Genomic DNA, 24,834 nt, shown 5'->3' on the forward strand with positions numbered 1-24,834 from the left:
TGTGGCTTAATAAAAAGAAAGAAAGGACTACGCTTCTTCTGTTGCCGAACGTAGCTTATTCATTTGCTCAAACATGGCTTTGGTATAATCCACCAGCTTACTGACTTCTTCTTTATCTTGGTTTAACCATTGTAAGATGCCAGCTAGTTCATTTTGCAAACCAATATCGCCTGCTTTATTAAACGCCTGCTTCAAGTCGTCATTAAATGGCGCAATTTTCTCAGCAACTTCTTTTTCAGGGGCTGGTTTATATTCTTCATAGCCTTTAATAGCTGCCACTGTTTTGGTTTGTTTCAGATCCATCGTAAAGCCAACAAGTTGCTCGTTGCCTAAGTTCAACTCTTTAGCTTGTTCAAAGGCATCTTCTAATGAACCAGAGAAGAATGTCTCACTGACACTTTGTAAGTCTTCCATCAGTTCATTGATAGCTTGCTGCTCTTGCTCATTTAGATCGCCATTGACTGTCATCGAGAATGATAAGTCACGAGATTGAGACGATTCACTGACAAAGGCCTCGTTATCACCATTTTTGCTATAGCTGCTTGCTGACTTACTTTGATATGCATCTGCAAAACTAATACTCACTTCATCACCTTCAGCGGTGGTGAAGGTGTATTCAGCGTTATTACTTAAACTAATATACTGAGCTTGGCTTACTGAAACCGCATTCGGTTTAGGGTTGAACAAGTCTTCCTCTAATTCATCAATACCTTTGTAGATACCTTCTTTAGACTTTTCGATGCCCTCTTCGATGTCATCGTTAAGAATACCTGACTCTTTAAGCTCATCATACGCATCGTCGATGCCCATTTGCACACCTTTGCGTGCATCACCTAGCATGCCTTTAAGTTTTTCATCATCAGCGCCATCAGCTTTTGCTTTACGAAGTGCACCGCCAACAAAGTCGAGAACGTTTTTTACGATCTCTTCAAAGTCGAACAGCGGTTTATCTTTTTTCTCTTCGGCTTTAGGTAGGCCTAATGCCTCTGCAAGTTTATCATCAAGAACTTTTGCCGCGAGCTCACGACCGCGTTGTTGATAACTATCTTGACGATTTTGAATGGTAGGCTGTTGCAATGCCTGCTTGCCATTGTATTTATTCACATTTGTATTAGGCATATAGCCTAGGTTGCCAATTTTCATGATCCGACTCCATGTTATGGTTAACTCATTATCGGCCAAAAACCACAGAACTTAAGTTTTTTGTATAAAAAAACGACACTAAAATAAATAACAAAACTAGACAAATCCTCAGCGCTCCCTACAATAGCGCCGTTATAAAGCTAAGAGATAAAAGGTAATCAGCCATGGCGGTTATAAAAATTGATACAACTCAATACGATGCACAATTGAGTGAGAAAGAGCAGCGCATCACCTCACAGTTTCGACGTTTTGGTGTCGAAAAATTAGAAGTGTTTGGCTCTGATCCTATTCATTACCGCCAACGTGCAGAGTTTCGAGTATGGCATGAAGGTGAAGACCTGTTTCACATCATGTTTGATCAACAAACTAAAGAAAAAATCCGCGTTGATGAGTTTGACCCTGCTGCACCTTTAGTAGGTGAAGTTATGCAAGCCATGATCGAAAACTTAAAAGGTAGCGAAGTTCTGCGCCGTAAGCTATTTCAAATCGATTACCTATCAAGTTTAAGTGGCGAAATTCTTGTTAGCTTGTTATATCACAAACAATTAGATGAGCATTGGCTGCAAGCAATTAAAGAGCTTAAGGCAAAACTGAGCACACAGTTTAAAATTGATTTTATTGGTCGTGCTCGTAAGCAAAAAGAAGTGATTGGTAATGAATATGTTATCGAGCGTCTTAATGTAAACGGTAAAGAGCTTATTTATCAACAAGTCGAAAATAGCTTTACGCAGCCAAATGCGAAAGTGAACATCAAAATGCTCGAGTGGGCACAAGCGCTTTGCCAACCACTTAGCAATGATTTACTTGAGCTATATTGTGGAAATGGAAACTTTTCTATTGCCCTTGCCGGTTCATTCGATCGCGTATTAGCCACTGAGATATCAAAATCATCGGTTTACTCCGCGCAATACAATATCGCACAGAACAAAGTTGAGAACTTAGATATTATTCGTATGTCGAGTGAAGAGTTCACTCAAGCGATGAAAGGCGAACGTACCTTCTCGCGTTTAGATGGCATAGATCTGAAAAGCTATAACTGCCAAACAATCTTGGTAGATCCACCACGCGCAGGCATGGACACACTGACATGTGACTTAGTTGCCAACTACGACAACATTATTTATATCTCGTGTAATCCCGATACCCTAGAGCGTGACCTTGATCACTTATGCAAAACCCATGAAGTAAAACGCTTTGCGATTTTTGATCAATTCCCTTACACCCACCACATCGAATCAGGTGTGTTTTTGCAACGCAAATAAAATTATTTCTCTGCCAGCGCAGCTAAAAGCGCTGGCAACTGCTGCTCGCTGAATACCGCTATATTGTTGTCGGTTAACAGTTTTGCAGTTAACCCCATCCCTGATATTTTCTTTCCTGAATGACTACCATCATAAATAGTATTGCGACCACATGATGGGCTTGATTCTTTTAATAATGCAAAATGAATACCCTGCTTTTTGCAAAGCTTAAGTGCTTGTTCGGCGCCATAAGCAAATTGTACTGTGACATCTTGCGCATCTTTGGTAAGTACTCTGCCCGCTTTAATTTCTGCAGGCGGCCTTGGTGTCGGTAAGCCACCAGCCACTTCAGGACAAAATGCCACTAACCTTCCCTGCTGTTTAAGGGTTTCTAAGCCTGGATGAAGTAAATTTTGCGATTGCCCATCATAACGAACAGGGTTTCCTAACAAACAGCTTGAAACTAATAGTTTTTGCATTTTTCTTTACCGACAAAAAAGCTCCGCGAACGGAGCTTTTAATTAAATTTAATTGAGCTTATTTATCAGCTAGGTAATTAATTAAGTCTGCCATGCTCTTCGCATCGCTAATACCTGAATCCGCACCTAAGATTAAACGGTATTTACCGTTAACAATAAAGGTTGGAACGCCTTTTAACGCACCTTTTTGTTGATAGTATTCTTGATCACGAGTCATTTTAGACGCCATCGTGCGCACAGAAAAACTGTTGTAGTACTTATCAAAGTCTTCTGCTGTTACACCTTGTGCAACGAAGATGTCTTTCATGTCTGCCAGTTCATTAATACGTGCACGCTTAGTGTGAATATGATCAAACACAGCTGCAACTAACTTATCGCTATTTGGTAATACCGTTGCAGTTGCATAACCCTGTGCTAAAACAGTTTGGATTTCTGGATCGCGAGGGCCAACAAAATTTACGTGGCTCTTTTTAAACTTAACACCCTCTTTAAGCATCGTTTTAAGATCAGCAACGATAGGCTCAAATGTATTACAGTGCGGGCAATAGAATGAGAAGAACTCTTTTACTTCTGGCTTTTTAGAAGCGCGCGCATCAATCGTTTCATAATGCTTACCTTCTTCATATTGCGCTGCTGAGGCATTTGCCGCTAAACCTAGCGTGGCTGCCATTAATACAGCTTTTACTAATTTGATCATTACTTCATTACTCCGAAATTATTGTTTTAATAAAAATTCCACTAACTCATCAAGCATCTGCTGGCTCTTGATGGTATTTAAATTAATTTTATATTTATCATTGACGATAAAAGTTGGTACACCCGTTAAGGCGCCCATCTCTGAATATTTTTGCTGTTTATCTTGCATCGCTTTTTCAGCGCTGATTACTGGCATGCTTGCAATTTCAGCATCAAACACATCGTTGCTAATACCATTGGTCGCAAGTAATGCTTTAACGTCTTTCATGTCTTTAAGTAAAGCGCGTTGTCTGTGGATGCTATTAAAAATTTGGTCAGCAACTTGCTCTGCTTTGCCATGCTGCTTAGCAATTAAGTAGGCATAACTTAAGTTACTTTGAGTTTGCTTAGATACACCACCTAAAAAGTTAACATGGCTTTTTACAAACTCTGTGCCTTCTGGCAATTTAGACGCAAGCGCTTTTGCAACTGGCTCAAATTGAAAACAATGTGGACAATAAAACGAAAAGAACTCGGTTACTTGAGGTGTTGCACTTTTCTCAACTTTTAATACTTCGTATTGATTACCTGCTTCAAAATCAGCAGCAAGTGCCGCAAAAGGTAAACATAAAATGAGTAGACTTAACTTTAATTTTTTAAACATTGTTCTCTCGTCTTTCTTAACTTTAAAAATTTATGGTAATAATTTTAATGGTGCTTCCTGTAGCGCTGCAAGCTGTTCTTTTAACGCTAGTATTTGCTGCTCCCAGTATTTGTCTTCAGCAAACCAAGAAAAGTTCCGTGGGAACGCAGGATCATCCCATCTTTTTGCAAGCCAGCCCATATAATGAACCATGCGCATCGCTCTGAGTGGCTCAATTAACTTTAATTGGCTGTGATCAAAGTCACAAAATTCTTCATAAGCAGCCACTAAGGTGTCTAACTGTAACAGTTGGTTGTTACGATCGCCACTGAGCATCATCCAAAGATCTTGAATAGCAGGCCCTTGTCGACTGTCGTCTAAATCAACAAACATTAACGCATCACCAGACCACAGTATATTACCGGCATGGCAGTCACCGTGCAGGCGGATAGTTTCAACATTTTTATACTGTTGTGTGGTTTCTTTGATTACCAAATCTAAAATTGTATAGAAGGCGTTCTCTAATGTCATTGGCACCAAGTTACTTGCCTGTAACTGAACTTTAGCTGTCTGAAGATATTCTTCGCAACTGATTACAGGCCTATGTTCAAATGGCTTTGCCTTAGCTACTTGGTGCATTCGCCCAATTAAGCGGCCAAGTACATCGAGTTGATCTAAATTATCAACTTCAAAAATGCGCCCGCCCACACTTGGGAATAACGTAAACAAATAACCATTATGCTCAAATAAGCTTTGCCCTTCGATAATGACAGGCGCAACAACTGGCACTTCAGCCTCGGCAAGCTCAAATGCAAAGGCATGCTCTTCTAATATTTGTGCTTTACTCCAACGCTCTGGTCGGTAAAACTTAACAACATAACGATGGCCATCTTCTGCTTTAAATTGATAAACACGGTTCTCGTAGCTATTTAAGGCCAGCAGACCTGATTCAGCATAAACACCGATACTTTCAACTGCATCTAAAATTGAATCGGGTGTAAGGTCTACAAAACTAAATTTACTCATAATGTCTCATCATATAAAAAAAGCGGGAAAATCCCGCTTTTTATTCATTTGCTCAGTGTACTTAATTATCGCGCCTTAAAGAAGTTACTCGGCTGCGAAATCTGCACATCTGGCTCACCATCGACAGAAAGTACAAACTCAAACTTCGTCATTGGCTTTTTCAAATCATAAGGGTCAACCACTAATGACAATGGCACATTGTAAGATTCACCAGAAGGTACGGTGAATGTTTGCTTACCAATGTATTGAAAGTTATCGAGTCCTTCTACACGAATATTAAAGGTCTGATCATGTTGCGCTTTGTTGATAACTTTTAATGTATAGGTATTTTCAACCATGCCATTAAAGTCAACACGGTATAACTGGTTACGGTCACGGATGATATCTAAGTCCATCGGTTTGCGCATCGCAATATTTGCCACCAGCGCACCCGTTAACACCACTAAGATAACTAGATAGCCAATTAACTTAGGACGCAGTGCATGTGTTTTGTTGTCTGGCGTTTCTAAATTACGTTCTGTGGTGTAGGAAATAAGTCCACGCGGGTAATTCATTTTGTCCATCACCCCATCACATGCATCAATACATGCACCACAGTTAATGCACTCGTATTGTAAACCGTTACGAATATCGATCCCCGTTGGGCACACCTGCACACATAAGTTACAATCTATACAATCACCTAAACCCATTTCTTTTGGATCTTGCTTGCGTGAACGTGGACCACGGTTTTCACCACGCGCTTCGTCATAGCTCACGGTAAATGTATCTTTATCGAACATCGCTGATTGAAAGCGAGAATAAGGACAAATGTGTAAACACATAATCTCGCGCATCCAACCCGCATTACCATACGTACATACTGCAAATACGGCTAAACAAATATACGAATAGGCTGTTGCATCAAGCGTAAACAGATCAGGCAAAAGCTGGCGGATAGGCGTGAAATAACCAACAAAAGTAAATGCGGTATAAAGTGAAAATAACCACCAACTACCGTGTTTAGCACTTTTACGCCAAAACTTATCAAAGTCCATCGGACGTTGATCTAGTTTCTTACGCTGATTTGCGCTGCCTTCGAATTTTTCTTCAAACCAAATAAAAATGAAGGTCCAAACGGTTTGCGGACAGGTATAACCACACCAGACCCGACCATAGAAGGTCGTCACCAAGAACAATGCAAACGCCGCCAACATTAAAATGAAAGCAAGGATAGTCAGATCTTGTGGCCAAAGCGTTAAACCAAAAATGTTAAACTTTTGCCCTACCAAATCAAACAATACAGCTTGTTGGCCGTGGAAGTTAATCCAAGGTAGTAACATAAATGCAAGCATGCCGACAAAACCAATTCGCTGTCTTAGCAATTGGTGTAAACCTGTTACAGCTCTAACATAAATACGGTTACGTGGATTAAATCTATCATCGAGGGAAGCATTTTCCGGTTTCTGGATTTTTACTTCCGTTGGGATATTTTTAACCTTAATCTGTTTATCCATTAAAATTCCTCAACGCCACTAGGAAATAATACTCAAACATATGTTTGCAGTAAGAGATTCTCTGTGCCAATAAGCAAATCAGAATACATCTCATTACGTTCAAAGATTTCTGAAACTTTAAATCTATAGAGCATTATACTCAATCTATAGAAAATTTCAGGGATTGATCGAAAATACGACGTTTTAATTATTTAATCTTATCTGCTTGCTTTTAAAACAACCATTTTATTAAACTTGCACTTATACCGTATTTATTTAGATCAAAGATTATTGTGCTATGAAAAAATTTCTTATTTTAGTGCTTATTATTTTAGCACTTTTCACGATTGATCATCCTTTGATCAAAGAGCCAAGAGAAAGGTTACTAGGTGAAGGCGTTAGCCTTATTTCTGATGCCAGTAAAGTCAACCGAAGTCCTGCGGCAAATATGGCTAAGAATAATATTAAGTCACAGCTGAATTTATCTAATTCAGAGCTTGAGTATATTGAAGAGACATTTACCACTGACGATAAACTACAAGTTTTTCACTTACACTACTGCCGTGAAAAAGATATTAACTTGTATTTTTATGGCGAACGCTTAAACCGCGTATGCAGTATCGTCTCGAATGCGCTTGAAGAAAGGTTAAACAAGTAATGGACTTTTCTGCATTAAACAAAAAAACCAGCGACTCGTTTGCAAAGCAACGCAATATGCTAAAAAAGCTGGGCAAAGGACAAACCTTGTACTGCGAAGTTTGTAAAGGCGCCCTCACCTTAGATTTGAAGACTGATCAGCCTGGTAAAGGCGTTGTCCGCTGTTCCAAAGGTTGCACAGACATTCTGTTAGAGCTGGGTTAGTTCCAGCCCTCATCATTATATAGCTGGCTATTGACAGCAACGACTTCAATGAGCTCAGCAAAGCCAGCGGCGAATTCATTCATCACTTCATACTGCTGCTGGCATAGTTGCCCTTCAGATAAACCATTATCAGTTGCAAGGGCTGCAATTTCACTCATTTCGAGCGTAAAAAACCCTAAGCTTTGCAGTGCACTAGCTAAGGCTTCTTTAAGCTCATCAGCTAACTGTGGTGCACTTAATAGCTTGTTAACGTAGCCTTGCGCCCCATGCATAAAGCCTTGGCTCCAATGCTGACATTCTTGAATATCTAGGTATTGTTGCCCCTGTGAACTCAGCTGTAGGCTCACAGGTAATGCAAAACCCGTTTCAAATACTTGCTCGCTGATTTGTTGATACAAGGCCATAAATGCAAACAGCACTTGCTCATCCATTTGCCCATCTGAGCCGGGGGCAACTTCGTCTAACCACTGGTGAACATCAAGCGGCTCAGGTGCACAGATCACGGCAAACAAGTAGCCTTGGGTTTGCGCCAAAGTAAGCGCATCTTGATGCTGTGCTAAAAACTGACTTAAAAGCTCGCTTTGCTGCTTTGAAAACTCAGGTAATTGCATACTGTTCGACTAGTCCAATTTAAAAGTTAAGCGGATAACGGCCTTCGTTATCAGGGCGACCAAGGAACTTCGCAGCATCATGCACTTCTTTTGGCAAGCTTGCTTCAGGTTTAATATAGCCAGATACTTTAAAATCTAGATTTGCTTTTAATACTGCATCAGCTTCAAGCCCTAAACGGTTTTCTGGGTCAACAAGTACTGCCACATCACCGGATTTACAGCTTAAACGACCGCTCAGAGGGCCAATGCTAAACCAGTTGTTCATTCCTTTCACATCAATGTTCGGGCTCGCGATTTCGCCGCTGAGGCTTTCACAATAAGGCTCACCTGAACTGTATTCGTCTAAATCAACAATCACACGACCTTGCGCACTAACCGGCAAAGGAAGTTGTAAACGCTCCATAGCACGCTCAACCGTTAAGCGTAACATCGTCTTTTTCACAGTGATAGCTTGGTTAAAGAGACCATATGAAAAATCAGCATGGCCTGAAATATCCGCTTTATCACGAGGATCCCCAAAGCGTACCGTACCCACTAATTTACCTGTGAACAGTGACCAGCCCGATAACTGCCAGCGCACATTATTTAATTGCTCACCATCAAAACGTACCTGCATAATGCGACCGTCCCATAGCGTGCCACTGGCTTTACCTAATTGTAATTGCTTTGGTAAATGCGGCTTCGCAAAATCAAGTGCAACGGCAGCGGGTGTTTTTACCAGCGTAAACACCAAAAAACACATCACAAACACTGTGATTAATAAAATAACTCTTTTCATCGTTTACTTCTCTAGTACCAAACGACTTACACGCACAAAGCCTGATTTGTCATCTTTACTTAAATCTAAATTCTCGATTAGCACGCCATGTGAATTAACCAGTTCATCAAGCCATTCAACGAGGTTATTAAACTCAACAGAGTCAATGGTTAAACGAAGTGAATTGTCATTTGGCTGCATTTTGCTAATGATAATTTGATAACGATTGCGGGTGCTATTAACGATTTGGCTTAAGCTACGGCTGCTCGTATTACGCGCGTTACCACTCGCTTTAAGTTTAACAATACTTTCATCAACCCAGGCTAGCAGCTCTTGCTGTTTTATTGTGTCTTGCTCTGCTTTTTCGATAGCAGCGTTAAGTGGACGAAAGACCCCCATAACCAGCACAAAAATAACGAACACAACACCTGCAACCATCACAAGTTGCTGCTCGTGTTCTTTTAACGAGCGCCAATAATTGATTATTTGATTTTTCATGCCGCACCTCGTAACTTAATTTCACCAACGACATAATCACCATCATTGTTCAGCGAGCCTTGATCAACGGTTAAGCCACGCTGTTCTAAAATTGCTTTTACTTTACTGAATGACTGGAAATCTTTGCCTCGTGCACGAATACGTAACTCGTTACGACCTTGGTCATAACGCGACGTTTCCGGTGTGAAGTCTTTAACTTCACTAAAAATTGACACCAGATCATTAGTTAAATCCAAGAAACCAGCTGTACTGCCACCTTCTAATAAAGCAAGCTCACTACGAATTTGACTACGGATAAGCTGCGGACGTACTTTTTTGTCAGGAAACGCACGCTGATAATTTGCAACCACTTCGGCTTTTGCCGCTTCAAGCTGGCTATTTAACTTATAAAGCTCTAGCGACTTAACACCGACACTGCATACTAATGCCACACCTGCTGCAATAGCGGCTTTTTGCCAATAGCCCCACCAAATTGCTGACTTTTTCTTAAGCTGATAAACACCTTGGCGAAGGTTGAATTTCACCTCAGGTAATTGTTTGGCAAATAAGGCTAGTGGTAAATCGTATTGATCCGTCTGAGCAGTTAGCTCAACCGTATCAGGAAAACCCGTTGCAGGACTAAAGTGTGCCACACGTGGATTGCCTAATGCAGTTAAATAACCAGCGAGCCAATTTGTTTCTACAGCAGCAATATGCCAATTACCATGCTTACATAACCATTGACCATTCAGCTCAATAGCGCGTAACTGAGTGTTATCCTCAACATCAGGTAACAATAAAGCATCCGGCAGAACTTTGTAGACTTCAATACCATGCTCATTAAATTCAGCTAACCATTGCTCGAACCATTCACGGTCGGTCATCGCGATATTAATCGCATGCTTCTCATCAATGAGTGTTGGCTCTGCAATCGCTATGAATAAATCATCAACATCACACGCTATTTCTTCTTCTAGCATGTAAGGAAGTGCTTGCTCTAGCTTGCGACTCCACTTTGTTGGCAAAGCGACTGTTTTTAGTTGTACTTGATCACTTGGTAATAACGCGACTACTTCCCGTGATTGCGCTTTTTCTGTGAGCTCACCAAGTTGTGATGCATTGGCGATTTCGCCGCTGGCAATAATTTCTTGTTCTGTTGGTGAGTAAATTAGCCAATTAAGGCTGTCTTTTAATGTTTGACCCGTACGGATCAACAATATTTCTGTCACTGTACGCCTCCAAATTTTCGCGCCAGTATCGTTACTGTACCATTAGTGGCATGGAGTAAGGTGGTCATCGAAAAACGCAGTTCTGCAAATTCAGCCTGCGTTTGTAGTTTAAAATATTCACTGTTGATACTGAATAGGCCTTCAACGGCTTTCACATTTTGTGCGCCTTGTTGATTAACCTCTTCAAAAAATGCTTCTAAATCATCATAGCCATCTTGAGGGCGTGATGATAATACTGCTTCAGCCCCTGAAAGACTTAAGCCATCAATAAGCGAGCTTAATATAATGGCGCTTTCTACAGGCAGAGTATTCACGTTTATTTGTAATAATTCACTACCTGGAATGACACACACAAATGGTAAGATTTTTTCCATTACAAGTGGGTTAAAGCCTTTTACTAAACGAAGCTCTGAAGTTGAGGCAAAATAACTATTTGCGGTCATGTATGGGTATTTTCGTGATAAATACTCATCTTCTTCAGCACCTGAGCGATAGGTAATGCTATCAGCATCTAACCAATCAAACACGCTATCGGCCATCGCTTCTTCAGACTCGTCCGTAGGCAAGTCTTCAATATTTTCTAATAACGCCAACAATGCCTTATGTGCTGGATTCGTTTTATTATTAGGATCTGTTTGTTGATCGGGCTTTACATGCAGTGCATTTAAGTTCAAACATGCCTGTAAGTCAGTGATTGTGCCACTCAAGGTACCATTATCAACAGGATAAGGTACGCCACCTTGTTGTGCCCAAATTTGCCCAAGATGGGTTTTATCCGGATCATCTTTTTTTGTTTGTTTCAACGCTTTAATGGCCAACTCTTCAGCTGCAAAGCCATACCATTTTGCCTGTTGATGATTTTGAATGTTACTACTTCGCTGCACTTGCACCATTAAATTAGCGCTCATTTCAACGGCGAGCATAGCCGCAAGCGCCACAATAAATAACACAATAACAAGCGCTGCACCTTTTGAGCGTTTAATAACGGTCATCACTAGCCACCTGTTCCGTCATCATCACTATTACCACTTGAACCGCGATTGCTATCATTTGTTTGAGCCGTCACTTTGCCCTCTCCAGGCACGAGGAATACGCGACGAATTGGCTCTTGCTCCATTTTTTGAATGGTGACTGCGACTGCTTTTGGCAGCGCCTTAATTTGCCACTGTTCTTGCCACTCATCTTTATCATCTAAGAATTCAAATTTTAGATCTTCGATGTTTTCTAAAATTACTTGTGAGCGCGGCTCCATGTTATCTAATTGGTCAACATAGACACGGTAAACACGTTCAAGTTTGTCATCTATAACGCGATAACCAACCGCTTGCAGTTCAGAACGCGGCAATAAATTGATTGGGTTAACCCAACCATCACGTACAAAACCAATACCATCGTACTGACTATCAAGAACATAGCGCCCAGCCAAGATATACGTTTCTTGAAAATCACCGGCTTCGTTACGCACCTGACGTTTAGTCATTTGACTAAAGTCTTGATCCATTAATCGAAACAAGGTTTGTAACCCATTCAACTCAGCAATCGTTTCATCTGAGGCATCTTTCGCTTTAGTCGTCGAATCTAGAATTTGATGGGTCGATAGCACCACAAAGGCTAAAATACCCATGGCGATAATGACTTCAAGTAAAGTAAAACCGCGTTGCTTCACTACTTATCACCTTTATTTAAATAAGTAGAAAGCTCATATACTGGGTACTCAAGCTTTTCATCAGCGAACACGTTGATGGTTACCTTTACAAAGGTTTTATCAGCAGTAGGAACCACGTCCTGACGCCAATACCATTCAAAGCCAGCGAGTGTTTCAGTACCTTTAACACCACTTTTACCTGTCCATTTATCGCCTTTGGCACGTTGTTCAACCATCACGTTTTCAGCGACCCAAGAGGCATAAGTTTGTTCTTCAATCGACGAAAGATGATTGATGTGCTCACCGGTTGCTTGCATTGCAGCAATACCAGCCATCGCACAAATAGCCAATGCAACCATCACTTCGAGTAAAGTAAAACCTGCTGACTTATTCATTATTCAGGCTCCATTCGAAACTTTACCGGAGCCATAAATTCGCCCTCGATAAAATACTGCGGTTCACGCTCATCTTTAAGCTCGTAAACCAATTGAAATGCACTGACTTCGCCAGAAGATAAAATAAGTACTTGCGGTATTTTGAGCTTTTGTAGCTCAAGTAGGCTGTCTTCGTCACCACCGCTCATTAACTCTCGCCAGTTTGACTGCTCTAGCAAGTTATCTTGTGCCCAGGCTAAATCATCAAGGTTAAGCGTAAGCTTAAAGCGCTCATCAACCTTAATCGGGGCAAACAGTTTTTCACGGTCAAACGTAACCCACTTATCACCGTCAAAAACTAAAAATTCAAAGGTATCTTGGTCAAGATGAAAACCCAGCTCAACCTGATTTAAAATCGCAAACTCAGACGCCATATTAATTGTGGTATGTAATCTGAGCGCTTGTTTTTCTAGCTCTTCTTCTGCACCACCATCAAAGCTATAGGCAACCATTTTGGTGACAAAACCAATCACCACGAGCACCATTAAAATTTCGATGAGGCTAAACCCTTTGGCGTGCTTAGCACGGCCAGCTAAACGCAAACGACCAAGGCTTACCATAATAGTAAGCCTTGCTGTGTATAAGCTTTGTTCAGTTGGCTGAATTTAGGCATTATTACTTTTCTTCATCCCAGTTACCGATGTCATCATCAGTACCCGCTTCACCATCAGGACCCATTGAGAAAATATCGATTTTGCCTACTTCTCCCGGGCTGATCAGCTGATAAGGGTTACCCCATGGATCTTCTGGTAACTTCTCAAGGAAACCACCGTCAGGGAAACGCTTTGGAATCGGCTCAATGCTCGTTTTAGTTACTAACGCTTCTAAGCCTTGCTCTGTGGTTGGATACGCTTTGTTTTTAAGCTTGTATAGGCTTAACGCATCTTCAATCTGTTGAATATCTAAATGTGCTTTATCGATTGCAGCTTCTTCTTGCTGACCCATGATATTTGGCGCCACAATTGACATGATCATACCGATGATAACCAGTACTACCATGACTTCTAGTAATGAGAAACCTGACTGTTTGTTCACAAAAATACCTCTAACTTTCTTCAAAAATTTATTATAGAGCGGCAGTGTTAGCTGCTAATTGCTCTAGTGTTCCCTAATTTAAAGACCTACAGCCTTATTCATTGCCATAATCGGCTGGAGTATTGCCATAACAATAAACAATACAATTACCGCCATTGAAGCAATCATCGCGGGCTCTAATAGTTTCAGAGACACGTTTACCATGCTCTCAAACTCACGATCTTGGTTATTAGCCGCACGCTCAAGCATCTGCTCAAGTTCACCTGATTTTTCACCACTGGCTATCATATGTAGCATCATAGGTGGGAAAAGTTTGGTTTGCTGAAGTGCGGCACGTAGACTCGCCCCTTCACTTACGCGCGTTGCCGCATCTTGCACCGACTTTTTCATTTTCTCGTTAACCAGTACACCACCTGAAATACGCATCCCTTCAAGTAGCGGCACTGAGCTTGACGATAAAATACTTAAAGTACGCGCAAAACGTGCCGTATTAACACCCCGTGCAACCTTACCAATACCCGGTAAATGAAGCACTTTTTCGTCATACCAGTAACGAATATGCGGCTGCTTAAGCGCTTGCTTAATGGCCACTGCTAACACGGTTATAATGACTAAACTTATAAACCAGTAATTTTGTACAAAATTACTCGCAGCCATTACCCATTCGGTGGTCCATGGTAATACTTGTTTCGACTTTTCAAAGGTCTTCAAGATTTTTGGCACCACGGTACCTAATAATACAGAGACAATCGCAATAGCAAACACCACAAGAATGGTCGGATACACCATCGCCTGTGTGATTTGACTACGCATATGCTGACGTTGTTCCGTATAATCTGCTAAACGATTTAAAACTTGGTCTAGGTGACCCGATTTTTCACCAGCTGCCACCATGGCACGATATAAATCATCAAATACATGCGGAAACTCGCTCATACCATCCGCTAAGGTATAACCTTCGACAACCTTTGAACGTACAGCCATCAGCATACGCTTTAAACGCGGCTTTTCACACTGCTCGGCCACCGCCATGACAGCCCCTTCAACCGGTAAAGCTGACTGGATCAAAGTTGCTAGTTGACGGGTGATCAACGCCAAATCAGAAGTCGAAATTTTTGGCTTGAAGAAGCTTCCAAATAAAGAGCTCTTCGCCCCTTTTGTTTGCTTTTCGCCTTCAGCCGCGCCGACAACTTCTAAAGGCATGAGACCTTGATCGCGCAATGTTTGGCGTATTTGCTTTACCGTATCGGCTTCAAGAATGCCTTTTTTCTCTTTACCTTTACCATCAAGGGCACGGTACTCAAATGCTGCCATGATTAACCTTCCTCACGTGTTACACGCAAGACTTCTTCTAAGGTTGTGCGACCTGCTAAGACACGATTACAGCCATCTTGGCGAATACTCGGGCTGTGTTTGCGAATGTATTTCTCAACACTTTGCTCGCCTTTACCGTTGTGGATCATTTCGCGAATTGTTTCATCCACAACGAGTAACTCATGAATACCTGTTCGACCGCGATAACCATTGAAGTTACACTCTTCACAACCAACTGCACGATAAATTGTTGGCGGCTCAGCAGGGTTTACACCCAGTAGCTGGCACTCACGCTCATCAGCAACGTGGCCTTCTTTACAGCTATTACATAATGTACGCACTAGACGTTGTGACAATACACCTAATAACGACGATGAAAGCAAGAAAGGCTCTACGCCCATGTCTTCCATACGCGTAATAGCACCGGCCGCTGTATTCGTATGCAGTGTCGACATAACCAAGTGACCAGTTAATGACGCTTGCACACCAATTTGCGCTGTTTCAAGGTCACGGATCTCACCAACCATTACGACGTCAGGGTCTTGACGAAGAATGGCACGTAAGCCTCGGGCAAAGGTCATATCAACTTTGGTATTTACCTGAGTTTGACCAATACCTGGGATCTCGTACTCGATTGGATCTTCAACAGTAAGAATATTGCGATCCCGAGAGTTGATTTGGCTCATACCCGCATACAAGGTGGTACTTTTACCTGAACCTGTTGGACCGGTTACTAAGATAATACCGTGCGGCTTACTGATTAAATCAGCGAACAATTCACGGTTACGCTCCGTCATACCTAAATCTTCAAGGTTCAGGCGTGCGTTGTTCTTATCTAATAAACGCAGTACGACTCGCTCACCAAAGCTTGATGGCATCGTCGATACACGCACATCAACAGCACGACCAGCAATACGTAAACTAATACGACCATCCTGCGGGATACGTTTCTCAGCAATATCTAGCTTTGCCATAACCTTAATACGCGACACTAACAATGAAGCGAGTTTACGGTTCGGCTTTAATACTTCTTTTAGTACGCCATCAACCCTAAAGCGAATCACCAGCTCTTGCTCAAAGGTTTCGATATGAATATCTGAAGCACCTTCTTTAATTGCTTCGCTCAGCATCGCGTTGATCAGCTTGATGATTGGTGCATCGTCATCACCAGCAAGGAGATCTTCCGTTTGCGGTAATTCATCTGCAAGCGAGAACAAATCGACCTCGTTACCGATATCTTCCATCATTTGCTGTGTTTCAGAGCTATCTCGCTGGTATGAGGCTTCAAGTAATAGCTCAAACTTATCGTCAGGCAATTGCTCTAACGCAAATCCATGACCTGCGATACGACGCACCTCTAGTAAAGCATCAACGTCTAACTCACCACGGTAGTATACAGTCCAGTTATCTTGATCTTTACCTAACAGCACACCGGTACGACGCGCGTACGAAAACGGCAAACGCTTAGTCGGCAAGCTAACAAGATCATCACTTGTTAGCAGCTCATCATGATTTGCTGGCGTGTCGGATGCTAGCTCGTCATTGATTTCTGTAATTGCATTAGTCATCGTTGCGCTCATTCGCGTTTTGTTGTTTCAGGTATTCTTCGTACGTTGGCGGTAATACCAAGGCGTCATTCCATTCAGGAAGGATTGGTGCATCCGTCAACGGCATTAAATCAATACCATCTTCTTTTTGTTTTTGTTGTTCGCCACGAATAAAGTTATATTTCGAGTGGCTTAATTTATTCATGCTAATGCCATCGCGCACAATGGTAGGACGAATAAAGACAATCAGGTTACGTTTACGCTTACTGGTGCTGGTTGAACGGAATAAATGACCAAGTACCGGAATATCACCTAACAATGGCACTTTAGACACACTTTCTTGCACGTCTTCATCAATCAAGCCGCCTAGTACAACCATGCCGCCATCATCAGCCATAACCGTAGTTTTAATTGCACGTTTGTTTACTGAAATATCAACCGCTGTAGCACCACTTACGCTTGAAACTTCTTGCTCAATCGTTAATTGAACTGCTGAGCCATCATTAATTTGTGGTGTTACTTTTAGCTTCACACCTACTTCTTGACGCTCAACTGTTTGGAATGGGTTGGCGTTATTTGAGCCTGTTTGCGAACCAGTGATAATAGGTACTTCTTGACCAACAATCATTGATGCTTCTTCGTTATCCATGGTCGTTACAGACGGGGTTGCAAGAATATTAGAGTTAGTATCGGTTGAAACGGCTTGGATAATTGCACCCCAGTCGTTTTTCACAATACCCATTGCTAGACCGTTAATACCGCCTAGCAGTGAAGCAAGTGCTGTTAAGTCACCTTCTTGTGTTTCAGTGGTGCTTGTCACAGTGCCAGTTTCAGTACCAACTACAGTGCCTTCAATCGTTTTATCACGCGCTTGTTCAGCTGCAACAGCTAACGAACCAACAGGCACTGTTGTGCCGTTGTTGAACTGCATCATCCCGCCTTGCTCTGAAATCCACTGCAAGCCTAAGTTGATACCGTCAGCTTCTAATACCTCAACGATAATAGCTTCGACAAGTACTTGCGCGCGACGAACATCAAGACGCTCAATGACTTGCTCAAGCGAGCGCATAGTATCTGGTTGTGCAGTAATAACGAGCGAGTTTGAATCAGGATGCGCTTCGATACTGGTTTCGCCTTTACTACGCGTACGTGTTTTAGTCGCGCCACCTTGTGCATCTTCTGCCAGAGTTTTACTTACGCCCTGTAATACTTTTACAAGGTCCTCTGCTTTTGCATAATTAAGGTAGATAACCTTAGTGTTACCTTGGTTTTCTAATTCACCGTCTAAGCGACTGATCAATTCAACAGCACGAGTACGTGCTTGCGCTTCACCACTGACAATAACACTGTTAGTTCGGCCATCTGCGACTACTTTAGGAATCAAAAACTCAGGAATGCTGCCCTTGCCACTATCTTTGTAGATGTTCTCAACAACAGACACCACATCATCCGCTGTGGCAAATTTAAGCTTTACGATATCAACACGCTTGTCACCAGCTTGGTCAACCGAGCGAATAATCTCGACTAAGCGGTTAACTGAAGCAGCATGACCCGTTAACATCATTACGTTAGCAGCATTAAAGTTGGCAACATGACCACCATCTTTTTGATCGCTAAATTGACGTACTAATGGACCTAGCTCTTGCACACTTACGTTTTTAACACGTACAACACGTGTCACCATCATATCGCCACTGGCTTGATTATCTTCGGTGATCAGTGGCACGTTTGATTTTTTCGCATCTGCACTTTTTTCAATTTTAAGAATACCGTTATCCATTTCAACAGCTGAATAACCATAAACCTCAAGTACATTTAAAAAGAACTGATAATAAAGCTTTTCATCCATTAACTCGTAGCTGCGCACGTTTACTTTGCCGCGCACATTCGGGTCAATAATCACGGTTTTATTTAAATTCTTACCAACGATATTAATAAACTCATTAATATCAGTGCCTTTAAAGTTAGCCGCATATTCAACAGCAGATACTGAAAGCGATAATCCTGTTAATAAAAAAAGCGCTGCATATTTTGCTAACCCTTTTTTGATTTTTGTGAGGTGTAGCGCGTGAACCATTCTATAAAAACTCCAAAGCTAGTTATTGCAGGCTAAATTGAACATCAATTTGCTCACCATCGCGTTCGATAGTGATACTTGCGTCAGTACTATTACGTAATTCGTTGATTGCTGACATTGCCTGTTTCAAATCATTTAATTGATAGCCATTAATCGCAATAGCTAAATCATTATTCATTAATCCCATCTGCTTAAATAAAGCAGGATCTTTACCTGGGCTTAAGCGATACCCTACTAACTCACCATCAACCATCGCTTGAGAGACGCGAATATAGTCAAATAATTTACCGGGATCGTCTAATACTTCCTCACGCGTTTCGATAAGCGCTTCTTTTACTTCTTCATCTTCGGTCGCATTAATTTCATTATTCTCATCAAGCTGCGGGCCTTCAGTTAACCCTGACTCTTCACGCTCTGCCAACACAGGCATAGAAACTGTTTTTGTAAAATCGAGACCATCAAGCATTAAGGTTTCAAAACGCCCACTAACATCTAAAATCACTCGGTCAGGCAGAACCTGAGCAAGCTTGGCACGTGTTCCAGAAATTGCATCATCCACCACATACGTCTCTTGCTTACCTTGCGACTCAATAATTGCAAGACCCGCTTGGTCATTTTGGCTTACGGCAACAATACCGGTTAGATTAATACTTAAACGTGTTTCAGGGGCGTTGTTAATAACTTGGTTTTGTTTTGCCGCGGGTTTTTTAGTTTCGACAACGACTTTGCCGAATAGATTTTGCTCAATTATTTGGCGAGAACTGACTGTCTCAGCGCGTTTAGCTAGGGTATTGACGCCCGTGGAGGGCAACGCCTTTGAGTCGGGTTCAGGCCACACCAGCCAAAACAATCTAGATGACAAAAAAGCAATGTAAACAACAACTAACAGCACTACAAATGCACTTAGCTTGGCATGAGGTAAGCCGTTCAAAAACTGTTTAACTTGTTGTAAGTGTTGATCCATAAACTCTAATTCTTTTTTTAATTTACTGCTTGATAGCTGGCCTATAGTACCTTTTCATTTTTCATTCAACAAGCGCGCTTATATTAAACTTTGTAAATGAGGTAAATTCGACGAAAAGTGGGCTGCAAGGAATTACTACGACTGTTTATTTATGATTAAGTTTCATGGTAAATTTTGCCTATATATAAGCAGCTTTAAAAGAGCACAATTGTGTCAAAAGGTAACACTAATAAGTCGCAAGACAAACAAGACGAATTAAGCGTGCGCCTTGATAAATGGTTATGGGCTGCACGCTTTTATAAAACCCGTTCAATAGCACGAGACATGGTGCAAGGCGGCAAAGTACATTATAATGGTCAACGTACTAAACCCAGCAAAATAGTCGAACTGGGTGCAGTGGTAAAACTGCTACAAGGGGTCGACGAAAAGGTGGTGACAATTGAAAAGATCCTTGAAAAACGTCAAGGCGCCCCCATTGCACAAACCTTATACCAAGAAACTCAAGCAAGTATTGAGAAACGCGAAGCAAATGCTATCGCCCGTAAGAACAACAGCTTCTTTGCTCCACACCCTGATCGTAAACCAGATAAAAAGCAAAGACGTGAACTGTTAAAAATGAAATCAAGTTAGGTAATGCAACTCATGCAACAAGATTTACTTCATCGTTATATATTTGATCAGCTCGATGTACGTGGTGAACTCGTACAAATTGAAAATACTTATCAAGAGATGATCGCAAACCATAATTACCCAGCACCAGTGCAAACCCTATTAGGTGAATTGCTTGTTGCTACTTGCTTATTAACGGCCACATTAAAGTTTGAAGGTGAAATCGCCGTTCAACTACAAGGCGATGGCCCAGTTAAATATGCCGTAATTAATGGTGACGATAAACAAAACATGCGAGGCATCGCACGTCTACAAGGTGAAGTGACAGGAAGCTCAATAAAAGACTTAATTGGTAATGGCTATATGGTTATTACAATTACGCCAACTAAGGGTGAACGATACCAAGGTATTGTACCGTTAGAGCATGATAGCTTAGATAAATGCCTTGAAAACTATTTTGAGCAATCGGAACAGTTAAAAACACGTCTTTGGTTTGCAACAGAAGTAACAGCAGACACAGCAAAAGCAGCTGGCTTATTCTTACAAGTATTACCGGTTAATAAAGAAAAGTCGGTAGAAGACTTCACTCATCTAGAAGCGATTAGCAACACAATTAAAGATGAAGAGTTACTAGGTTTAGATGCAAACACTGTGTTAACTCGACTGTACCATGAAGATAATCCTCAGTTATTCGAGCCACAGTCTATTAGTTTCCGCTGTGGCTGTAGCCGAGACAAAACAATTGCTGCGTTGGTGAATGTTGGTCAAGACGAATTACTAGCTGATGTACAAGCCAATGGTGAAGTAAAAATTAGCTGTCATTATTGCTTAAAAGATTACATCTTCAATGAGCAAGATATTAAAGCCATATTTAATTAATACATCATAATAAATGTTATTATATTAAAAGCCGCCATCAGTGCGGCTTTTTTATTAAAAAAATTTCAAAATTAATGATACCGGTGTCATGAAAATGCGTCATTTTATGACACCGGTATCATTGAAATTATTCATGTTTTTTGCCAAATATATGCCTTTTTAAGCCCTTCAGGCACTCGAATATCCCTAATCCTTCTGTTACTATTATTTTAGCAAAAGGGAAAACTAAGAACCCCAGAGCTATCCCGTTCAATCTCTCACAATTTAGGTATAAACATGACTGCAAACGCTACTAGTTTTGTTGATCTTACAGCAGCTGAACTTGTCGAACACGCTATTCGTCGTGGCGAAGGGACTCTAGCCGCTAATGGTGCTTTTGTTGCTAAAACCGGTGTACGCACTGGCCGCTCTCCAAAAGATCGTTTTATTGTTCAAGAGCCAAGCACTGAAAACGAAATCCAATGGGGCAACGTAAACCGCCCATTCGATGCAGACAAGTTTGATGCGTTATGGGCACGTGTTGAAGAACACGTGAAAAGCAACGACCACTTCATCTCTCACCTAGAAGTTGGCGCTGATCCTGAGCACTATTTACCAGTTGTTGTAACGACAGAAACTGCATGGCACCATATTTTTGCCAAAAACATGTTTATCGAACCACAAACATACAATACTTCAGACTTCCCTGAGTGGCAGGTAATGAACGTACCGTCATTTGTATGTGACCCAGAGCGTGATGGCACTAACAGTGACGGCACAGTAATCATCAACTTCGCACAACGTAAAGTACTACTAGCTGGTATGCGCTACGCTGGCGAAATGAAGAAATCAATGTTCTCTGTACAGAACTTTCTACTTCCTGCAAAAGGTGTATTACCAATGCACTGCTCTGCAAACGTAGGTGAAGCAGGCGATACAGCATTATTCTTCGGTCTATCTGGTACAGGTAAAACAACATTATCTGCAGACCCTACTCGTTTCCTTATCGGTGATGACGAGCACGGTTGGGCACCAGGTAGCGTATTTAACATCGAAGGTGGTTGTTATGCTAAATGTATCGATCTTTCGCAAAAGAACGAACCAGTTATTTGGAATGCAATTCGCTTTGGTACAATCTTAGAAAACGTGGTACTTGACGAAAACCGTGTACCAGATTTCCATGATACAAGCCTTACACAAAATAGCCGCGCAGCTTACCCTCTAGAGCACGTTGAAAAACGTAAAGTAGAAAACCGTGCTGGCGAGCCAAAAGCCGTTGTATTCTTAACATGCGATGTGAGCGGTGTATTACCTCCAGTTTCAGTATTAACTGAAGAAGCAGCTGCATACCACTTCTTAAGCGGTTACACGGCGAAAGTAGGTTCAACTGAAATCGGTTCAACAAGCGACATCGAGTCTACATTCTCAACATGTTTCGGTGCTCCGTTCTTCCCACGTCCTGCTGGCGTTTACGCAGAGCTTCTAATGAAGCGTGTACGTGAATTTGGCGCTAAAGTATACCTAGTGAACACAGGTTGGACAGGTGGCCCTTACGGTACTGGTCAACGTTTCGATATCCCAACAACACGTGCTGTTGTTGACGCAATCGTATCAGGTAAACTTGCTGATGTTGAAACGCAACACATCGACGTTCTAAATCTAGATGTACCAGTGGCAGTTCCAGGTGTAGACAGCCAACTTCTTAACCCAATCAACACATGGGAAGATAAAGAGAAGTACGCAGAATACGCAAACAAACTAGCCTCTGACTTCACTGAAAACTTCGCTAAATACGATGTTTCAGAAGCAATCAAATCAGCAGGTCCAAAAGCTTAATAACAAGCTTACCTTCAGATTAGAAAACGCCAGCTAAATGCTGGCGTTTTTGTTTTTGGTTGATGAGTTGATGAGTTACAAGTTGCGAGAGTAAAGTTAGCAAGTTAGCTAGTTAGTTAGAAAGAGTAAAGTTTTAAGGTCTGGCGTAGGTTGGGTAGAGCTAAGTGAAACCCAACACAGAGCTATCAGCCTTGCAATGGGGTTGTTTGGTGCTGCGTCTCCCTCAGGCTCTAGGCTCTAGGCTCTAGGCTCTAGGCTCTAGGCTCTAGGTAAAGTGTACTTGTAGGTATGGTTTTAGTCGTGAATGTGTTTGTTATGGTCTGAATTCGGCACTGAAGTGCCTCCTACGGGGGTTGTTGCTGAGGGTGACTTAGTTACCTAGCAACCCGGTAGATCAACTAACATCTATTATCTGACGTCTGATGTCTCTTGTCTATTCGGCACTGAAATGCCTCCTACAGGGGGTTGTTGCTGAGGGTGACTCTGTACTAAACAACCCCACTGTTCGACTTTACCCTTGCTAACTAGCAACTCGCTAACTCGTTGGGTTTCGTCGCGCTCTACCCAACCTACCTGGGTGAAAGCTGATAGCTTAAACGCAAAAAAGCCCGACTCTTTCGAATCGGGCTTTCTCTTATTTGGAGCCTGGCGATGTCCTACTTTCACATGGCAAATGCCACACTATCATCGGCGCTGTTTCGTTTCACTACTGAGTTCGGCATGGGGTCAGGTGGGTCCAAAACGCTATTGTCACCAAGCAAATTTGGTTTGTTAATCGCCTTGGCAATTAACTAAAATTCGGAATTCTGATATCAAGTAAATGTCTACTTTAGTAACTTAACTTCTGTCTGTTACGCTGTCATAAAACGCGTTTGGCGTTGTATGGTTAAGCCTCACGGGTAATTAGTACAGGTTAGCTTAATGGCTCACACCACTTCCACATCCTGCCTATCAACGTTGTAGTCTTCAACGGCCCTTCAGAGACTTTAAAAGTCTAGTGAGAACTCATCTCGAGGCCTGCTTCGCGCTTAGATGCTTTCAGCGCTTATCAGTTCCGAACGTAGCTACCGGGCAATGCCATTGGCATGACAACCCGAACACCAGCGGTTCGTTCACTCCGGTCCTCTCGTACTAGGAGCAACCCCTCTCAATTCTCAAACGCCCACGGCAGATAGGGACCGAACTGTCTCACGACGTTCTAAACCCAGCTCGCGTACCACTTTAAATGGCGAACAGCCATACCCTTGGGACCGACTTCAGCCCCAGGATGTGATGAGCCGACATCGAGGTGCCAAACACCGCCGTCGATATGAACTCTTGGGCGGTATCAGCCTGTTATCCCCGGAGTACCTTTTATCCGTTGAGCGATGGCCCTTCCATTCAGAACCACCGGATCACTATGACCTACTTTCGTACCTGCTCGACGTGTCTGTCTCGCAGTTAAGCTGGCTTCTACCATTACACTAACCGTACGATGTCCGACCGTACTTAGCCAACCTTCGTGCTCCTCCGTTACTCTTTGGGAGGAGACCGCCCCAGTCAAACTACCCACCAGGCACTGTCCGTAACCCCGATAAGGGGCCAACGTTAGAACATCAAAACTACAAGGGTGGTATTTCAAGGACGGCTCCACAAAAACTAGCGTTTCTGCTTCAAAGCCTCCCACCTATCCTACACATGTAGGTTCAATGTTCAGTGCCAAGCTGTAGTAAAGGTTCACGGGGTCTTTCCGTCTAGCCGCGGGTACACAGCATCTTCACTGCGATTTCAATTTCACTGAGTCTCGGGTGGAGACAGCGTGGCCATGGTTACACCATTCGTGCAGGTCGGAACTTACCCGACAAGGAATTTCGCTACCTTAGGACCGTTATAGTTACGGCCGCCGTTTACCGGGGCTT

25 protein-coding genes and 2 rRNA genes (1 of these 27 only partly in view) are annotated in these 24,834 nt (G+C 42.2%); 6 read left to right on the forward strand and 21 right to left on the reverse strand.

Going from position 1 to position 24,834, the window contains the following annotated elements; genetic code table 11:
• Window positions 1-27 precede the first annotated feature (27 nt).
• Entirely contained in the window at window positions 28-1,143 is a 1,116-nt protein-coding gene (locus P4S60_RS15025) for a DUF5610 domain-containing protein (RefSeq protein WP_337116469.1), read from the reverse strand.
• Between the two features lie 164 nt (window positions 1,144-1,307).
• Here P4S60_RS15025 and trmA point away from each other — a divergent pair, with 164 nt between their 5' ends.
• Entirely contained in the window at window positions 1,308-2,405 is a 1,098-nt protein-coding gene (trmA, locus tag P4S60_RS15030) for a tRNA (uridine(54)-C5)-methyltransferase TrmA (RefSeq protein ID WP_337116470.1), read from the forward strand.
• 2 nt (window positions 2,406-2,407) lie between these two features.
• On the opposite strand, the gene P4S60_RS15035 is transcribed toward trmA, so the two are convergent.
• The 5 genes from P4S60_RS15035 to ccoG all read right to left on the reverse strand — a co-directional run bounded on the left by P4S60_RS15035 (window position 2,408) and on the right by ccoG (window position 6,703).
• A complete protein-coding gene (locus P4S60_RS15035) occupies window positions 2,408-2,863 on the reverse strand; it encodes a DUF523 domain-containing protein (protein ID WP_337116471.1) in 456 nt (151 codons plus the stop codon).
• A 58-nt stretch (window positions 2,864-2,921) separates the two neighbouring features.
• Window positions 2,922-3,560: a thiol:disulfide interchange protein DsbA/DsbL gene (locus tag P4S60_RS15040; RefSeq protein WP_063701933.1), complete on the reverse strand. Its 639-nt coding sequence runs from the start codon at window positions 3,558-3,560 to the stop codon at window positions 2,922-2,924.
• Window positions 3,561-3,578: 18 nt separating this feature from the next.
• Complete coding sequence (locus P4S60_RS15045) at window positions 3,579-4,202, reverse strand: thiol:disulfide interchange protein DsbA/DsbL (RefSeq protein WP_287205662.1); 624 nt, start codon at window positions 4,200-4,202, stop codon at window positions 3,579-3,581.
• Window positions 4,203-4,232: 30 nt separating this feature from the next.
• The gene (locus P4S60_RS15050) at window positions 4,233-5,207 is read right to left on the reverse strand and encodes a serine/threonine protein kinase (protein ID WP_337116472.1); all 975 of its coding nucleotides are present in this window, start codon (window positions 5,205-5,207) and stop codon (window positions 4,233-4,235) included.
• A 65-nt stretch (window positions 5,208-5,272) separates the two neighbouring features.
• On the reverse strand, window positions 5,273-6,703 hold the full coding sequence (ccoG, locus tag P4S60_RS15055; RefSeq protein ID WP_337116473.1) for a cytochrome c oxidase accessory protein CcoG: 1,431 nt from the start codon (window positions 6,701-6,703) through the stop codon (window positions 5,273-5,275).
• Between the two features lie 277 nt (window positions 6,704-6,980).
• Here ccoG and P4S60_RS15060 point away from each other — a divergent pair, with 277 nt between their 5' ends.
• The gene (locus P4S60_RS15060) at window positions 6,981-7,340 is read left to right on the forward strand and encodes a hypothetical protein (protein WP_054564062.1); all 360 of its coding nucleotides are present in this window, start codon (window positions 6,981-6,983) and stop codon (window positions 7,338-7,340) included.
• Window positions 7,340-7,543 (forward strand): hypothetical protein, encoded by a 204-nt coding sequence (locus P4S60_RS15065; RefSeq protein ID WP_167659207.1) that lies wholly within the window; start codon window positions 7,340-7,342, stop codon window positions 7,541-7,543. The genes P4S60_RS15060 and P4S60_RS15065 overlap by 1 nt, the downstream gene beginning before the upstream one ends.
• On the opposite strand, the gene P4S60_RS15070 is transcribed toward P4S60_RS15065, so the two are convergent.
• The 13 genes from P4S60_RS15070 to gspC form a co-directional block, all read right to left on the reverse strand.
• The gene (locus P4S60_RS15070; protein WP_337116474.1) at window positions 7,540-8,154 is read right to left on the reverse strand and encodes a YecA/YgfB family protein; all 615 of its coding nucleotides are present in this window, start codon (window positions 8,152-8,154) and stop codon (window positions 7,540-7,542) included. The two genes, P4S60_RS15065 and P4S60_RS15070, sit on opposite strands and share 4 nt — an antisense overlap.
• A 19-nt stretch (window positions 8,155-8,173) precedes the next feature.
• Entirely contained in the window at window positions 8,174-8,932 is a 759-nt protein-coding gene (locus P4S60_RS15075; protein ID WP_337116475.1) for a type II secretion system protein N, read from the reverse strand.
• A 3-nt stretch (window positions 8,933-8,935) separates the two neighbouring features.
• The gene (locus P4S60_RS15080) at window positions 8,936-9,409 is read right to left on the reverse strand and encodes a type II secretion system protein M (RefSeq protein WP_337116476.1); all 474 of its coding nucleotides are present in this window, start codon (window positions 9,407-9,409) and stop codon (window positions 8,936-8,938) included.
• The gene (gene gspL, locus P4S60_RS15085) at window positions 9,406-10,617 is read right to left on the reverse strand and encodes a type II secretion system protein GspL (RefSeq protein ID WP_337116477.1); all 1,212 of its coding nucleotides are present in this window, start codon (window positions 10,615-10,617) and stop codon (window positions 9,406-9,408) included. Before gspL ends, P4S60_RS15080 begins: the two co-directional genes overlap by 4 nt.
• Window positions 10,614-11,609, reverse strand: coding sequence for a type II secretion system minor pseudopilin GspK (gene gspK / locus P4S60_RS15090; RefSeq protein ID WP_337116478.1), 996 nt, complete (start codon window positions 11,607-11,609; stop codon window positions 10,614-10,616). The genes gspL and gspK overlap by 4 nt, the downstream gene beginning before the upstream one ends.
• A gap of 2 nt (window positions 11,610-11,611) precedes the next feature.
• Window positions 11,612-12,283 (reverse strand): type II secretion system minor pseudopilin GspJ, encoded by a 672-nt coding sequence (gspJ, locus tag P4S60_RS15095; RefSeq protein WP_119854194.1) that lies wholly within the window; start codon window positions 12,281-12,283, stop codon window positions 11,612-11,614.
• Entirely contained in the window at window positions 12,283-12,657 is a 375-nt protein-coding gene (gspI, locus tag P4S60_RS15100) for a type II secretion system minor pseudopilin GspI (protein ID WP_054554845.1), read from the reverse strand. Before gspI ends, gspJ begins: the two co-directional genes overlap by 1 nt.
• Window positions 12,657-13,256, reverse strand: a complete 600-nt coding sequence (locus P4S60_RS15105) for a prepilin-type N-terminal cleavage/methylation domain-containing protein (protein ID WP_063701909.1) — start codon at window positions 13,254-13,256, stop codon at window positions 12,657-12,659. The genes gspI and P4S60_RS15105 overlap by 1 nt, the downstream gene beginning before the upstream one ends.
• Before the next feature lie 55 nt (window positions 13,257-13,311).
• Window positions 13,312-13,731: a type II secretion system major pseudopilin GspG gene (gene gspG / locus P4S60_RS15110; protein WP_063701906.1), complete on the reverse strand. Its 420-nt coding sequence runs from the start codon at window positions 13,729-13,731 to the stop codon at window positions 13,312-13,314.
• 78 nt (window positions 13,732-13,809) lie between these two features.
• Window positions 13,810-15,045: a type II secretion system inner membrane protein GspF gene (gene gspF / locus P4S60_RS15115; RefSeq protein WP_337116479.1), complete on the reverse strand. Its 1,236-nt coding sequence runs from the start codon at window positions 15,043-15,045 to the stop codon at window positions 13,810-13,812.
• A 2-nt stretch (window positions 15,046-15,047) separates the two neighbouring features.
• Window positions 15,048-16,613: a type II secretion system ATPase GspE gene (gene gspE / locus P4S60_RS15120; protein ID WP_337116481.1), complete on the reverse strand. Its 1,566-nt coding sequence runs from the start codon at window positions 16,611-16,613 to the stop codon at window positions 15,048-15,050.
• Window positions 16,606-18,669: a type II secretion system secretin GspD gene (gspD, locus tag P4S60_RS15125; RefSeq protein WP_337116482.1), complete on the reverse strand. Its 2,064-nt coding sequence runs from the start codon at window positions 18,667-18,669 to the stop codon at window positions 16,606-16,608. Before gspD ends, gspE begins: the two co-directional genes overlap by 8 nt.
• Window positions 18,670-18,691: 22 nt before the next feature.
• Window positions 18,692-19,633 carry a type II secretion system protein GspC gene (gspC, locus tag P4S60_RS15130; protein WP_337116483.1) on the reverse strand — a complete coding sequence of 314 codons (942 nt, stop codon included), beginning with the start codon at window positions 19,631-19,633 and terminating at the stop codon, window positions 18,692-18,694.
• Between the two features lie 207 nt (window positions 19,634-19,840).
• Between gspC and hslR the strand changes: the two genes are divergently transcribed.
• From hslR to P4S60_RS15145, 3 genes are all read left to right on the forward strand, one after another.
• Complete coding sequence (gene hslR / locus P4S60_RS15135; protein WP_105174426.1) at window positions 19,841-20,263, forward strand: ribosome-associated heat shock protein Hsp15; 423 nt, start codon at window positions 19,841-19,843, stop codon at window positions 20,261-20,263.
• A gap of 12 nt (window positions 20,264-20,275) precedes the next feature.
• On the forward strand, window positions 20,276-21,121 hold the full coding sequence (hslO, locus tag P4S60_RS15140) for an Hsp33 family molecular chaperone HslO (protein ID WP_063701894.1): 846 nt from the start codon (window positions 20,276-20,278) through the stop codon (window positions 21,119-21,121).
• A 276-nt stretch (window positions 21,122-21,397) separates the two neighbouring features.
• Complete coding sequence (locus tag P4S60_RS15145) at window positions 21,398-22,936, forward strand: phosphoenolpyruvate carboxykinase (protein WP_337116484.1); 1,539 nt, start codon at window positions 21,398-21,400, stop codon at window positions 22,934-22,936.
• Window positions 22,937-23,579: 643 nt separating this feature from the next.
• On the opposite strand, the gene rrf is transcribed toward P4S60_RS15145, so the two are convergent.
• A 5S ribosomal RNA gene (rrf, locus tag P4S60_RS15150) occupies window positions 23,580-23,694 on the reverse strand.
• 124 nt (window positions 23,695-23,818) lie between these two features.
• Window positions 23,819-24,834, reverse strand: a 23S ribosomal RNA gene (locus P4S60_RS15155) (it continues 1,868 nt past the right edge of the window).

This window comes from Pseudoalteromonas sp. Hal040 (assembly GCF_037162425.1).
GTDB classification, from domain to species: domain Bacteria; phylum Pseudomonadota; class Gammaproteobacteria; order Enterobacterales; family Alteromonadaceae; genus Pseudoalteromonas; species Pseudoalteromonas gelatinilytica.

Excerpts from the sequence above, each read along its gene's own strand:
- P4S60_RS15050 (WP_337116472.1), bottom strand. The coding sequence starts at position 5,207 with ATGAGTAAATTTAGTTTTGTAGACCTTACACCCGATTCAATTTTAGAT.
- P4S60_RS15145 (WP_337116484.1), top strand. The coding sequence starts at position 21,398 with ATGACTGCAAACGCTACTAGTTTTGTTGATCTTACAGCAGCTGAACTT.
- gspK (WP_337116478.1), bottom strand. The coding sequence starts at position 11,609 with ATGACCGTTATTAAACGCTCAAAAGGTGCAGCGCTTGTTATTGTGTTA.
- gspI (WP_054554845.1), bottom strand. The coding sequence starts at position 12,657 with ATGAATAAGTCAGCAGGTTTTACTTTACTCGAAGTGATGGTTGCATTG.
- P4S60_RS15065 (WP_167659207.1), top strand. The coding sequence starts at position 7,340 with ATGGACTTTTCTGCATTAAACAAAAAAACCAGCGACTCGTTTGCAAAG.
- gspC (WP_337116483.1), bottom strand. The coding sequence starts at position 19,633 with ATGGATCAACACTTACAACAAGTTAAACAGTTTTTGAACGGCTTACCT.
- gspE (WP_337116481.1), bottom strand. The coding sequence starts at position 16,613 with ATGACTAATGCAATTACAGAAATCAATGACGAGCTAGCATCCGACACG.
- ccoG (WP_337116473.1), bottom strand. The coding sequence starts at position 6,703 with ATGGATAAACAGATTAAGGTTAAAAATATCCCAACGGAAGTAAAAATC.
- P4S60_RS15070 (WP_337116474.1), bottom strand. The coding sequence starts at position 8,154 with ATGCAATTACCTGAGTTTTCAAAGCAGCAAAGCGAGCTTTTAAGTCAG.
- P4S60_RS15075 (WP_337116475.1), bottom strand. The coding sequence starts at position 8,932 with ATGAAAAGAGTTATTTTATTAATCACAGTGTTTGTGATGTGTTTTTTG.
- gspF (WP_337116479.1), bottom strand. The coding sequence starts at position 15,045 with ATGGCAGCATTTGAGTACCGTGCCCTTGATGGTAAAGGTAAAGAGAAA.
- gspD (WP_337116482.1), bottom strand. The coding sequence starts at position 18,669 with ATGGTTCACGCGCTACACCTCACAAAAATCAAAAAAGGGTTAGCAAAA.
- P4S60_RS15080 (WP_337116476.1), bottom strand. The coding sequence starts at position 9,409 with ATGAAAAATCAAATAATCAATTATTGGCGCTCGTTAAAAGAACACGAG.
- hslO (WP_063701894.1), top strand. The coding sequence starts at position 20,276 with ATGCAACAAGATTTACTTCATCGTTATATATTTGATCAGCTCGATGTA.
- trmA (WP_337116470.1), top strand. The coding sequence starts at position 1,308 with ATGGCGGTTATAAAAATTGATACAACTCAATACGATGCACAATTGAGT.
- P4S60_RS15025 (WP_337116469.1), bottom strand. The coding sequence starts at position 1,143 with ATGAAAATTGGCAACCTAGGCTATATGCCTAATACAAATGTGAATAAA.
- P4S60_RS15040 (WP_063701933.1), bottom strand. The coding sequence starts at position 3,560 with ATGATCAAATTAGTAAAAGCTGTATTAATGGCAGCCACGCTAGGTTTA.
- P4S60_RS15035 (WP_337116471.1), bottom strand. The coding sequence starts at position 2,863 with ATGCAAAAACTATTAGTTTCAAGCTGTTTGTTAGGAAACCCTGTTCGT.
- P4S60_RS15060 (WP_054564062.1), top strand. The coding sequence starts at position 6,981 with ATGAAAAAATTTCTTATTTTAGTGCTTATTATTTTAGCACTTTTCACG.
- P4S60_RS15045 (WP_287205662.1), bottom strand. The coding sequence starts at position 4,202 with ATGTTTAAAAAATTAAAGTTAAGTCTACTCATTTTATGTTTACCTTTT.
- P4S60_RS15105 (WP_063701909.1), bottom strand. The coding sequence starts at position 13,256 with ATGGTAAGCCTTGGTCGTTTGCGTTTAGCTGGCCGTGCTAAGCACGCC.